Origin of the sequence: Fusicatenibacter saccharivorans (assembly GCF_015557635.1) — a bacterium.
GTDB lineage: Bacteria > Bacillota > Clostridia > Lachnospirales > Lachnospiraceae > Fusicatenibacter > Fusicatenibacter saccharivorans.
The window spans coordinates 28218-41061 of sequence record NZ_JADNOP010000018.1; the positions used below are offsets into that span (position 1 = coordinate 28218).

A 12844-nucleotide genomic window follows, 5' to 3' on the forward strand; every position below is an offset into this window, starting at 1 on the left:
ATGTCTTCCTAAACAAGCCTCTTTTGTCTATTTACGCAATATAACATGGACTTCATGCATTTTTCCATCCTTGAAATCAGGCAGCACAAACCCATCTGCTTTGTCGGACATATCGCAAACTGCTCCATCTGTCTTAATTTCAAGCACTCCTTTTTCCAGATGATCTGGATTTTCGATGATTACATGATAATCAGCACCTCGAAAATGTCTGGTCACTTCTGCCTTTTCCCATTCTTTCGGCAGACACGGATCGATCCGCAGTCCATCGTAATCCCGTTTGATTCCGAGGATTCCTTCGTACACCCCCATCATGCACCACGCAGAAGTTCCCGTTGTCCAGGACTGGTAGGATTTTCCATAATATCCGGGATTGGTAGAATAACAGTTTGTAAAAACATATGGTTCTGCTCCGGATTGCATGGATGGATTTTTATCACTGTCCGGCATAATTTTTTTCAGTGTTTCGAATGCTTTGCTTCCTCTCCCCACCTTGCAGTCCATCAGAATTTTAAACCCTGTAGCATGACAGTATACACCACCATTTTCAAACAATCCTGGCAGCATGCCGGACATTCTCCCTACATTTGGCGAATACTTCTGATACGGCGGAAGATTTAACGGAAATCCAAAATCATGCTCCATGGAATCCACTGCTTTTAATATCTTTGGTAATTTCTCTGCATCTGCAACATCTCCTAAAACAGCCCATGTCTGCGCGTTCAGATAAATTTTGCTTCCTTCGCTGTTTTTGGAACCAATATTCTCCACATCACTTAACGCCCGCATGTACCACGCTCCATCCCATGCATATGCATTAATGCTGTTTCGTAAGATACGATATTCCTCTGCTATTTTTCCGGCATATACCTGATCGCCTTTTTTCTTCAGTAATGCTTCTAATTCCTTCAGTGCCAGGCAGAACTGATGGGAAAGCATTACGGATTCCGCATATTCATCCGTTGTAACATTGAGTGCATCATTCCAGTCCGCAAAATAAATCCGTACCAGTCCATGCTTTCCTTTATCCTGCAGCAATCGATTCACAGCCGCTTTCACATGATCCAGAACAGCCGCCTTCCCTCCATCCTGCCATTCAATCTCCAGATCCAGGATAGAAAAGTCTCCCGTTTCTTTTATCAGCTGGCAGACAGCCCATATGATCCAGAACGGCTGATCGGAATACCGGGTATCATCATAAGGATACCACGTAAGAACTCCATGACCATCCCGAAACTGATGGCGAAGACATTCCAGAATCTCTTTTTTTGCTGTTTCCTGCCGATAGTTTAACAGGCCAACCGCAATCTGAAGATTATCGCGGACTCCTTTTTTCCCGACAATGCAAAAATCCACCTGTTTTTTCACCCAGTTATTCATCATGTGATTGATTTTTTCATCCGGCGTTTCCACGGTCAGCGAACGATATTTTTCCAGATAATGCGTTTCTGCTTTTTCAAGTTCCTTTTCCACAGCTGCAGAATTGGAAAACTTTTCCGATACCGCCCTTGCCTCTTCAAGTGATTCACTGATTCCAAATACAAACTGTAATTCTTTTTCTTCTCCTGGCTGTAGCACAATTTTATGCTGCAGCACACCGCCCAGAATAAAAAGGGCCGCTTTGGAATTTGTACAGTCTTTTCCCTTTACGACAATGTCCGGTCTCTGGAAAAGCGCGCTTGCTGATGCATCCAGCCTTGTTATGGTACTGGTTGTCCCGCAAAATGCTTCCAGATTTCCATCATATGCGTATGCCGGCTCTGATGCTGCCAGAAATGCGTTGTATCTTTTGTGCGGTGCGAAAGGATGTGCGGATCTGCAATATACACCCTTTAACTTTTCATCATAATCTGTTTCCATACAACGATACATTTCATAATATCGCGGATAAGAAAAGCCCTCCAGATAAAAGCTGACTGCTGAAAATATGCTGAGATGGCGCTGTCTTTCCCCTGTATTTTTTATTTTCAAAGTCCACACTTCCTGGTATCCTTCTTCCGGTACAAACAGCCGCCAGGAACTTGCAATATTCTGATAAGAAGACTGGATTCTGGAAGATCCAATGCTGTGTACGCACTGATAATTTTCTACTTCCGTATTTAATGGACCTTCGCCGATATTCCAGCATTCTTTGCTTTTCTCGTCTCTTAGATAGATATATCTTGCATCGTCCTGATTCATCATACACATATCTGCTTTTTCACTGAGGTAATAGCTGCGCCCATGTCCTGTCTGGGAAATCTGCGCACAGTAATGATTTTCATTCCACAGATAATTATACCAGTATCTTGGTGTTCTGGTTTCTGTTATAATGCAGGAATTTCCATCTTCTGAAAATGTATAAGGTTTCTTTTTTTCATTGCATGATGTATCGCTCATTTTCAATTCTCCTTATTTTTAACCTACAGAGCCTGCCACTGGCAGTTTCTGTAAATTGAATGACAACTGCAAAGTCGGTACAGTCTTTCCTGTACCGACCTTGTAGTTTCTCCGTTTATTTTTTCTCTTTTCTCGCAAGTACTTCTTCCCGCATCTTTGGTAATTTTTCTTCCAGATCAAATCTGGTAAAAATCAGGAACATAGCCAGGTTTACAACCAGCGGAAGATAGTTGGAAAATCCATAAATCGAATATCGCATGGAAGCAGTTGCACTTTCCAGCGATGCCTGATATCCGCCAATGGCAAGAAATGCGGATAAGATAACAGATCCAAGGCCGCTTCCCACTTTACTTCCAAATCCTATGGCTCCGCCCGACATTGCAACTAATTTCTTTCCATATTTCCATTCGTTATAATCTACCGTCATTGCTGTTAATACGCCGTACAGACACATCAGTGGAATCTGGATAAAGCTCGCCACAAGGCTGGTTGCTGCATAAACCATAAAGTTTTCCGGAATAAAGCAGCGGATCAGGGATGGAATGGCAGCTCCCATTAACCCAAGCTGAATTGTTTTTGTAACACCCAGCTTCGAAATGATCGGCTTGGAAACCACAAATCCGATTACCGTTGCCAGCATACCTGCCGCTCCTATGACTGCAACAAGATTATCGTTGCCAAAAATCCATTTTGCATAGTATGTACCCGAAGCTGCTGCCACTGCAGCGGTAATATTGGTAATCAAATTGAACAGAAGAACGATCACCCAGTATTTATTCTGCAATAACATTTTTATAGCATCTTTAAATGGAACTGCTTCCTCTTCTTCTGTTTCTGTCGGTGCTGTTTCTGATGCGTTTTCCGATTCGCTTTCATAATCCGAAGCAAATTTTGCTTTTCTTCCATTGTTGTAGCAGATCAGGAAAAGTAATAAAACGCCAAGTGCAAGCGCAACACCATATTTGATCCATGCACTCTGTGTACCACCCAGCATATTGGTTACCGGAATTGTGATAATAGCAATGATTGTTCCGGCACCGTAGTTTCCGACTGCACGGAACAGCCCCATATTGCTTCGCTCACTCTGGCTGTGGGTACGCACAATCATAACCGCTGAAAACGGTGTGGCAATCATAGTATAAATAACTGCTGTTAAAAGAAGATTGGTAACCAGTACATAAATCAATGCCACTGTCTGTCCTTCCTGAATCGGGACCGTAAACATCATAATGATGATGACTGCTGCAGGAATCGCCATTTTCAGCATCCAGGAGTAATATTTCTTATTTCCACCTTTGGAGTGGTCAATCATATTTCCCACAAGAACGTCCGTCAGTGCATCTATAATCTTAGCGATCATCATCGCAATTCCGACTCCGCCTACCGCCATGCCGACTTTATCTGTATAAAAGTAAGTAAGCTGACCAACCAGATTGGCCATCACGCCTATCGCTAACTGACCTCCCATATCAGCCATATAATCTCTTTTTCTCATAACTCTTCTTGCCCCGTCTGCATCATAGAGGACTTTTTGTTTCTTTTTTCCCATATCTTTTTCTCCCATCGTTTTTTACAGCCGCTGTTTTATACTTGTATTCTATCAAGTATTTTGTTTCTTTTATTACATATAGCAATTTAATATTATATATTTGGGCATTCTTTTTTTATTTTTAAATTATATTGAACACTTGGAAGATTGCCTGACAGAAGAAAACATACTCCTTTTTCTGTCTCTTTTCCTTCTATTCTTCCAATTTCATTTCCCATTGGATCTAATGCTGTAAGAACGGCCTCCTTAGCTTTTACGTAGATTCTTCCTTCCAGCGTTTCGGCATATAATTTTCCCTGAAAGTGTACTGCAGTAAACGGAAAGCCCATCATCTGTGCACCTTCCTGATACGTTGTCTTGTCCATTCCCGTTGTTCCCATCGCAGTGATCACAAATTCCTCTGCCTGCTCCAGTTTTTCCTTTCCCACTGGAAGAAGTGCCAGCGTAATCCGCTCATTTTCTGACTGGATCTCAATTTTTTCAGACAGCCGCAGACTTTCTGCTGGGCTTCCACTGAAATATCCGCAATACGGTGTATGAATTACGAACCGGGCATGTGCCGGATCAAACACCAGCTCTTTTGTATCAGAAATCAGTTTTCCATCTACCAGACCACATTCCTCCGAAAGTATCTTCCATTCTTTCATTGCCCGGTCAAGAATTGCAGCAAATTCACGATAATCTCCTGTGCCTGCGATTTTCTGAATTTCATCAAAGACAAGTGCCTGTGCTCCCAGATACACGCCTTCTCGTATCTCTTCTGCATTCTTCGCTGCCTGTTTCAGCCTGTTGTGGTCTTTATATTTCCGCCATGCGTCACGATACGGTGACCATGCATAATACACACCGTGTTCTGCCTCCGAGAGATCTGCCCCGTTCAAAAATCCTGCGTTCACTGCAACAGCCGCGTCTCCCTGATAGGTATCCCCTCCGTCCAGGAATACATTTCGCATACATGTGATGTAAGGTAAAAAAGTAGTTGGCATTGCGTGCATTTTCGGCAGTGTTTTCAAATCGTTCTGTGTATATACGACATCTACACGATTTTTAGCCGCCGATACCAGCCCTTTGAGAAATACAGATGCCATAAATCCCCACTGACAGATAACCGCCGGATCATTATATACATCAAAAACACTCCAGATTTCATCGTCCGGCTGATCGTCCGCCTTTTCCGACGTATGATAATTGTATAAAATCAGTCCGTCCCAGTCGTTCAAGCATGCATAGGCAACCGTGTGCACATATGCTGTCGAATGGAAAGGATGTTCCCCATATTCGTTCCACTCACTGAGCATGAAAGGCTTTCCTTTTACAATGGCAACGGAAGCAAGATTTAAAAGTGTTGTTGCCATAGAACCAACTCCTGTCTGCATGGTCAGCGGGTTCGTTGACACATATTCGGCCGGCCCTGCAACCAGATAGGTATTTGCCTCCTGGATCGGAAGCAGCGGGTGATTAAAATAGCTGTTATTTTCCATAAAATCCCCGTCGGTATGGCCATATACATCCGCTGCACCGGCAACCAGATTGCTTGTCACGATCGGAACTTTTACTCCAAGGGAATGAAGATAATCTTTCATATCCTGATAAAAATTACGATTCATCGTAATGCCAAATTCCATAAAATCAGCATAGCGGGCCGGACTTTCATTTTCTTCCCATTTTCCCAAAGGGTCGCATTCCGGCTGATAGAAATTACCTGCGGTTCCTTGCACAGTTCCTTTCTCAGGATCTTCTTCCTCGCCAAGCGCACATTTTCCTTCAAATGTCCATGCTTCTTTCAGACGCTCTCTTGTTCCATATTTCATCAAGAGGAAGCTGTTAAAACGATTTTGTACCTCATCCCGATATGGCTGCATCTCTTCCCGCTGATCCGTTTCCATCGTTCCTTTAATCGCAGAATCTTCATTATTGATCTGAACCGTGATCACCGCCGGATCGTCAATCAGTGCAAGACCTGTATAAGGATTCACATGACAGAGAATCTTTCTGGCATATTCTTTTTGCAGCTCTATCATCCGTTTATTGTACATGGGAAAACGTTTGATGCAGCTTCCCGCATTTCCTGGGTAGTCCAGCCCATCTCCTTCTACAAAATCTCTTGCAACGATAAGATCAATGTGAAAGTAAATACCCCGCTCTTTCAATTTTGCGACAAAATAGTCAAATCGATCCAGACCTTCCGGATGAAATTCTCTCCCGTTTCCTTTTTCATAATCTAAAAGTGGAGCTTCTTTACAGCTGGACCAGCTGCGTGGTTCTTCGCTGATTGGGGCATCTGCTGCATGGAGCCGAATCACATTCACGCCCAGGCTCGCAAAACGTTCCGCCAGTTTCTCTGCGGTTTCATGATCCGGGGTATTTGATCTTGCAGCCACATTAAACCCAAGAAATTTTGCCCTTACACCATCTTCAAAATAAAAATGGCCATTCCTTGTCGTTACAAATCCATGTTTTCCAGCTGGTGCATCCAAAAGATAAGAATAATCGAGAACACCTTTATTTGGATTCGTTTTATTAATTTTAATCGGTTGTCTCATACGTATGATCCGCCTTTCCTTTTTTCTAATCGCACTTTATCAAAAATGAAAGGAAAGATATTACATAAAAACATACAAAATTATATGTTTTCGTATTGTTATTTTTCTTTTTCCATTTTATACTTTAAATTTGGAAGTGAAGGAATCGTGAATTGCTTTGCAGAAACTTTCAAACGAAAATTTGATCCACTGCATCCCACAGATACCAGGAGAATATCATATGAATTATGTTACTTTTTGTAAAAATTACTATGCCGTTACAGGAATTCCTACGAATCTAATTACTGAAGCAGGAGCTATTTACTCTGCTTTATCAGAACAGCTCCACATCTCAACAGAGAGTCCTTATCCGCTTTATCCATCCGATTATAATCCCGAATTTCGTTTTGCATCTCCCGACATTGTATATGGCTCTGTCCAAATTGAAGCTACTGGTGAATATATCATCTTAGGCCCGGTTTTTTCCGTTCCTGTGACAGATGAGCTCGTCCGCAGTTATATGCATGACTCTGCCACGCCTCTGAAGTACAAGGAAGTAATCGCTGAGGCTCTCGCCTCCATTCCCCGGTTATCACATATCCAATTTTGTCAGCATCTTGTTTTCCTGCATCAATGTGTGAACCACAAGGAAATCAGTGTGTTGAAATTATTGGGACAGCGTGCACCCCAGCAATTGCGGCAGAGCCAGCAGCATTTGAAATCCATTACAGAAAATATGGAAAATAAAAAGATGCATAACACTTACCAGTTTGAATGCGAACTTTTTCAGTTTGTTCAAAACGGAAATGTAAATGCTTTGCAGAATTTTTTGAAGAATAATACATTACAATTAGAAGAAGGCAGACTTGCAAAAACCCCGATTCGCCATGCCAAAAATCTTTTTATCGTGACAGCAATCAAAACCGCTGTTCTTGGTGCCATTCCGGGAGGAGTAGATATTGAAAAAACATATCAGCTTCTGGATCTTTATATTCAGGAATGCGAGGCACTGCAGTCACTGGAAAAAATCCAGGCACTGCAATACTCCATGATTCTGGATTTTTGTCAGCAGGCAGGTGAAACCAAAATCCCTGCTGGAATCTCAAGAGAAGTTTATACCTGTATGAATTTTATCCGTACACATACAAACGAATCCATCTCTGTGAATGATGTCTCGGATTCCATTCAGAAAAGTACTTCCTACACGATGAAAAAATTCAAAACTGAGCTCGGCTTTACCATAGGTGCTTTCATTACAAGATGTAAATTAGAAGAAGCTAAAATGCTTTTAACCTACAGTACAAAAAGTCTGGCTGAAATCAGCAGTTATCTCTGCTTTTCCAGCCAGCCTCATTTTCAGAGTTTATTCAAAAAACAGTATCATATGACTCCTTTAGAATACCGGAAAAAATCCGGTGTAATGGATACTATACGGCTTTAGTTTATCCTTTCCAGAGGCCCATTACAAAAACCTCACCTGCCGTTTTATCTTTTGTATGAAAACAGCAGATGAGGTTTTTGCTAAGAATGAACATCAGTGCAGATGATAAACCAGTTTCACAAACGCCGGATCATCATGGTTTACAATTTCACTGTGTCCGAGATCTTTGTAAAACAGAACATAAAAAAAGCTTTCAATCCTTGTTTCAATCCCTCTGAGTTCATCATACAATCTGTCGTTTCACCCCTTATTTTCTGACATTTCTGTGGAAATATACTTTTTTCTTCCTCCTTCATTGCGAATCTTTCCGGGAAATGCTATAATAGCCAAAGTTGAAAGCGCGAAATCCGAAGCATTTGCAAGCTGCTCCGGAAAAAAAGACCATCCCCCGGACAAAAAGAGAGGGGATATGTCCATCCTACGGGACATAAGAAAGGAGTTATTCTATGCCTTATGATGACGTACAAAAATTTTCAGAGGCAGCCGTAAACAAAGCAAGGCTGCTGAAAGAACACCCGGGGAAATACTTTCTCCGTGCAGTCATGGCCGGTTTCTTTATCGTGGTTGCCATGATTTTCTCCAACGTGGTAGGCAATACGTTCCAGAGTACAGATCCTGCCTGGGGAAAACTGCTTGGCGGTATTGTGTTTGCCATTGCGGTTCTGCTGATCGTTTTTATCGGTGCAGAGCTTTTCACCGGAAACAATCTTGTTATGGCATTTGGGGCCTATGACAAAAAAGTCTCCTGGGCACAGGTTGGAAAAGTATGGCTGGTAAGCTACATCGGAAACTTTGTCGGATGCCTGATTCTCTCCGTAATTTTCGTACTGGCAGGTGCTTCCGGTACTGCCGATTATTACGCAGGATTTATTGGAAATAAACTTTCCATTCCTGCCGGAGAAATGTTTTTCCGTGCCATTCTCTGCAACTTCTTCGTCTGCCTTGCCGTTGCCTGCGGCATGAAATGCAAAAATGAAGTTGCCAAATTTTTCATGATTATACTTTGCATCACCGGATTCGTTGTTGCCGGTTTTGAACACTGCGTTGCCAATATGGCCACCTTTGTTACCGCTGCACTTCTGGTCCCAGGCGGCATTTCTCTGACTGCCGCATTGAAAAGTATGGTCATTGTAACTATAGGAAACGCAATAGGAGGCGGTGTGCTCCTTGCCTGGCCGCTTCGAATGATGAGTGCAGATAAATGACAAAATCTTTATACATTGCGGAAAAACCGAGCGTTGCTCAGGAGTTCGCAAAAGCGTTAAAACAGAATATGCAGCGCAGGGATGGATACTTAGAGTCGGATCAGTCCGTCGTAACCTGGTGCGTCGGTCACCTGGTTACGATGAGCTATCCGGAAAAATATGATCCTGCGTTAAAAAGGTGGAGTCTCGAGACCCTGCCTTTTTTGCCTGAAAACTTCAAATATGAAATTATCCCGGAAGTAAAAAAGCAGTTCACCATTGTGAGTAACCTGCTCCACCGGGAGGATATTGAAACCATTTATGTCTGTACCGACTCCGGGCGTGAGGGAGAATACATCTATCGTCTCGTCGCGCAGATGGCCGGTATCAAAGACAAGAAACAGAAGCGTGTCTGGATCGACTCGCAGACAGAAGAAGAAATCCTGCGCGGTATCCGCGAAGCGAAGGACGAAAGTGAATACGACAATCTTTCGGCATCCGCTTATCTCCGCGCCAAAGAAGATTACCTGATGGGCATTAACTTTTCCCGTCTTCTCTCGCTCAAATACGGAAGCGCTGTCGCATCGTATCTCGGCACTAAATATCAGTCTATTTCCGTCGGCCGTGTTATGACATGTGTGCTCGGCATGGTCGTACGCCGGGAGCGCGAAATCCGTAGCTTTGTGAAAACACCATTCTACCGTGTCATCGCCGGTCTTTCCTTAAATGGACGCAATTTTGAGGGGGAATGGCGCGCCGTAAAAGGCAGCCGCTACTTCAACTCTCCGCTTCTCTATAAGGAGAACGGCTTCCAGAAAAAAGAGGACGCACAGAAACTGATTGAGGAATTAAGCATGCAGAATCCTCTGATCCCGCATGTCCTGAAAATGGAGCGAAAAAAGGAAAATAAAAATGCGCCACTGCTTTACAACCTTGCGGAGCTGCAAAACGACTGTGCCCGCTTTTTCAAAATCAGCCCGGATGAAACGCTGAAAGTTGTTCAGGAGCTTTACGAGAAAAAGCTGGTTACCTATCCGCGAACCGATGCCCGTGTGCTTTCTTCTGCCGTTGCCAGGGAAATCAGCAAAAACCTGCGCGGCCTGCAGCAGTACGGTATCTGCAGCGGCCTTGCAAATGAAATTTCGCAGGGCGAAAGCTGGAAAAAGATTGGTTCCACCCGCTATACAAACGATAAACAGATTACCGATCACTATGCGATCATTCCGACCGGACAGGGCCTTAACAATCTGCGGAACCTCTCGGAACTCTCCGCAAAAGTTTATGAGACGATTGTCCGCCGTTTTCTCGGTATCTTCTATCCGCCGGCGGTCTATCAGAAAGTTGCTCTTGTCACCGAAATCGGCGGCGAGCAGTTTTTCTCCAACTTCCGTGTTCTCGTGCAGGAGGGCTATTTAAAAGTCATGCAGTATTCTTTCTTCCGTAAGAAAGAGGAGGACGACGAGGGCAGAAAGGAGGACGAGACGACTTGCGATCCCTCTTTTCTTGCAGCGCTGTCCCAGCTGCAGAAAGGCAGCGAGCTGAATCTTCTCGGCCTTTCTATCAAAGAAGGAGAAACCTCTCCGCCAAAACGCTACACCTCCGGTTCGATGATCCTTGCAATGGAAAATGCCGGACAGCTCATTGAAGACGAGGAGCTGCGCGAACAGATTAAGGGAAGCGGCATCGGAACGAGTGCGACGCGTGCTGAGATTCTGAAAAAGCTTGTCTTTATCAAATATCTTGCTCTGAACAAAAAGACGCAGGTTATCACCCCGACACAGCTTGGCGAAATGATCTACGACGTCGTACACCAGTCGATCCGCCCGCTTCTGAATCCGGAGCTGACGGCAAGCTGGGAAAAGGGACTTACCTATGTAGCGGAAGGCTCCATTACCTCCGAGGAATATATGGGAAAACTGGAAAACTTTGTGACACGCCACACGGTAAATGTGAAGCAGCTGCGGAATCAGTTCCAGCTAAAGAGCAGCTTTGATGCGTCCGCGCCGTATTACAGAAAAGCCTCTTCCACGCGCTCCCGTACCGGGAAACGTACCGCTGCAGAAGACTCCTCTGCAAAGTCCTATTCCACCGCCAGAAAAAAAGGCGCACAGAACTCCTGAAATGTGGTAAGATAAACAGGAACTAAAACAAGAAAGGATGAATCACGCATGAAAGATGCAACCATTTCTGAACTTTATGATTTAACCCAGACCATTGCCGCAAAAATCTTTGAAGGCAAAACGTATCCATGGGAAGTGCTTCCGCTCATTAAAGATTTTATTCTTGAACTCGGCGAAACACTCGATCCGGCAGAATACGAAAAACGCGGCGAAAATGTCTGGATCGCAAAAGATGCCGTGATCGCACCGACCGCTTCCATTAACGGCCCATGCATCATTGGAAAAGGCGCTGAGATCCGTCAGTGTGCCTTTATCCGCGGAAACGCCATTGTCGGCGAAGGCGCTGTCGTTGGAAACTCCACCGAACTGAAAAATGTCATTCTCTTTAATAAAGTACAGGTTCCGCATTACAACTATGTCGGCGACTCTGTTCTTGGATACAAAGCCCATATGGGTGCCGGTTCCATTACTTCCAATGTAAAATCCGATAAGAAGCTCGTTGTTGTCAAAGGCGCAGATGAACAGATCGAAACCGGGCTGAAAAAATTCGGTGCGATGCTCGGCGATGAAGTTGAGGTCGGCTGTAACAGCGTATTGAACCCGGGAACGGTTGTCGGAAGAAATTCCAACATTTATCCACTCTCCTGTGTTCGCGGCGTGATCCCGTCAGGTCATATTTTTAAGAATGCGAAAGAAATTGTCAAAAAAATCTGATAATTAAAAAAATTCTCTTTTATCGAGAGAAAACCAAACCGATTGATTTAAAAGACCGCCGGAAATTTTATCGTTTTCCGGTGGTCTTTGCAATTTTTTATCAAAATATGCTGGACGAATGACCAATTTTGTGAGACAATAACCATAGGTCTGTGAACAGGCTGGAAACAGTCCGTTCGAAAGACAAAAGCTCAAATAAGTACATATTTGAAAGGAGTTTAACAATGACTTATTCACACGAAGTAGAAATGATGTGTCCGGTTGCCCAGGGCGTGCATCACGGTGCAGCTCCGATTCCGGAGGAAGCAAAATGGGTAAAAGCAAAAGAAATCAAAGACATTTCCGGATTCACTCACGGTATTGGCTGGTGCGCACCGCAGCAGGGTACCTGCAAACTGACTCTGAACGTAAAAGAGGGCGTTATCCAGGAAGCTCTCGTTGAGACCATCGGATGTTCAGGAATGACTCATTCTGCAGCTATGGCATCTGAGATTCTGCCAGGACTTACCATCCTTGAGGCACTGAATACTGACCTTGTGTGTGATGCTATCAATACTGCTATGAGAGAGCTCTTCCTGCAGATCGTTTACGGAAGAAGCCAGAGTGCATTCTCCGAGGACGGACTGGTTGTAGGCGCAGGCCTGGAAGACCTTGGTAAAGGACTTCGTTCCCAGGTTGGTACCATGTACGGAACTCTTGCAAAAGGACCTCGTTACCTGGAGATGACCGACGGTTATGTAACAGGTATCGCTCTGGATGCAGATGATGAGATTATCGGTTACAAATTCATCAACTTCGGAAAGATGATGGACTTCATCAAAGCCGGCGATGATGCAAACACAGCTTTCGAAAAAGCAAGCGGACAGTACGGACGTGTTGCTGATGCTGTTAAGATCGTTGACCCGAGAAAAGAGTAATCAGATAATTTAGGAGGATAG

At 44.0% G+C, this 12844-nt stretch carries 8 protein-coding genes; 5 read left to right on the plus strand and 3 right to left on the minus strand.

Translation table 11 applies throughout. The features are described 5' to 3' along the window. Positions 1 to 27: 27 nt before the first annotated feature. The 3 genes from I2G42_RS13730 to I2G42_RS13740 all read right to left on the minus strand — a co-directional run bounded on the left by I2G42_RS13730 (position 28) and on the right by I2G42_RS13740 (position 6468). The gene (locus tag I2G42_RS13730) at positions 28 to 2376 is read right to left on the minus strand and encodes a GH36-type glycosyl hydrolase domain-containing protein (RefSeq protein ID WP_055228585.1); all 2349 of its coding nucleotides are present in this window, start codon (positions 2374 to 2376) and stop codon (positions 28 to 30) included. A gap of 115 nt (positions 2377 to 2491) precedes the next feature. Next, a complete protein-coding gene (locus I2G42_RS13735) occupies positions 2492 to 3925 on the minus strand; it encodes an MFS transporter (RefSeq protein WP_055228584.1) in 1434 nt (477 codons plus the stop codon). A 92-nt stretch (positions 3926 to 4017) separates the two neighbouring features. Further along, positions 4018 to 6468, minus strand: a complete 2451-nt coding sequence (locus I2G42_RS13740) for a beta-galactosidase (protein ID WP_055228583.1) — start codon at positions 6466 to 6468, stop codon at positions 4018 to 4020. A 220-nt stretch (positions 6469 to 6688) separates the two neighbouring features. Between I2G42_RS13740 and I2G42_RS13745 the strand changes: the two genes are divergently transcribed. The 5 genes from I2G42_RS13745 (at position 6689) to I2G42_RS13765 (ending at position 12823) form a co-directional block, all read left to right on the plus strand. Then, positions 6689 to 7888: a helix-turn-helix domain-containing protein gene (locus I2G42_RS13745; RefSeq protein ID WP_055228582.1), complete on the plus strand. Its 1200-nt coding sequence runs from the start codon at positions 6689 to 6691 to the stop codon at positions 7886 to 7888. A gap of 446 nt (positions 7889 to 8334) precedes the next feature. Continuing rightward, positions 8335 to 9093 carry a formate/nitrite transporter family protein gene (locus tag I2G42_RS13750; RefSeq protein ID WP_055228581.1) on the plus strand — a complete coding sequence of 253 codons (759 nt, stop codon included), beginning with the start codon at positions 8335 to 8337 and terminating at the stop codon, positions 9091 to 9093. Next, positions 9090 to 11192 carry a DNA topoisomerase gene (locus I2G42_RS13755; RefSeq protein WP_055228580.1) on the plus strand — a complete coding sequence of 701 codons (2103 nt, stop codon included), beginning with the start codon at positions 9090 to 9092 and terminating at the stop codon, positions 11190 to 11192. Before I2G42_RS13750 ends, I2G42_RS13755 begins: the two co-directional genes overlap by 4 nt. A gap of 48 nt (positions 11193 to 11240) precedes the next feature. Beyond that, positions 11241 to 11906: an acyltransferase gene (locus I2G42_RS13760; protein WP_055228579.1), complete on the plus strand. Its 666-nt coding sequence runs from the start codon at positions 11241 to 11243 to the stop codon at positions 11904 to 11906. A 224-nt stretch (positions 11907 to 12130) separates the two neighbouring features. Further along, positions 12131 to 12823, plus strand: a complete 693-nt coding sequence (locus I2G42_RS13765; RefSeq protein ID WP_022463018.1) for an iron-sulfur cluster assembly scaffold protein — start codon at positions 12131 to 12133, stop codon at positions 12821 to 12823. Positions 12824 to 12844 lie beyond the last annotated feature (21 nt).

What these genes read in the sequence shown, in the direction of transcription:
- I2G42_RS13750 (WP_055228581.1), top strand. Translation starts at nt 8,335, where the DNA reads ATGCCTTATGATGACGTACAAAAATTTTCAGAGGCAGCCGTAAACAAA.
- I2G42_RS13755 (WP_055228580.1), top strand. Translation starts at nt 9,090, where the DNA reads ATGACAAAATCTTTATACATTGCGGAAAAACCGAGCGTTGCTCAGGAG.
- I2G42_RS13765 (WP_022463018.1), top strand. Translation starts at nt 12,131, where the DNA reads ATGACTTATTCACACGAAGTAGAAATGATGTGTCCGGTTGCCCAGGGC.
- I2G42_RS13735 (WP_055228584.1), bottom strand. Translation starts at nt 3,925, where the DNA reads ATGGGAAAAAAGAAACAAAAAGTCCTCTATGATGCAGACGGGGCAAGA.
- I2G42_RS13740 (WP_055228583.1), bottom strand. Translation starts at nt 6,468, where the DNA reads ATGAGACAACCGATTAAAATTAATAAAACGAATCCAAATAAAGGTGTT.
- I2G42_RS13745 (WP_055228582.1), top strand. Translation starts at nt 6,689, where the DNA reads ATGAATTATGTTACTTTTTGTAAAAATTACTATGCCGTTACAGGAATT.
- I2G42_RS13760 (WP_055228579.1), top strand. Translation starts at nt 11,241, where the DNA reads ATGAAAGATGCAACCATTTCTGAACTTTATGATTTAACCCAGACCATT.
- I2G42_RS13730 (WP_055228585.1), bottom strand. Translation starts at nt 2,376, where the DNA reads ATGAGCGATACATCATGCAATGAAAAAAAGAAACCTTATACATTTTCA.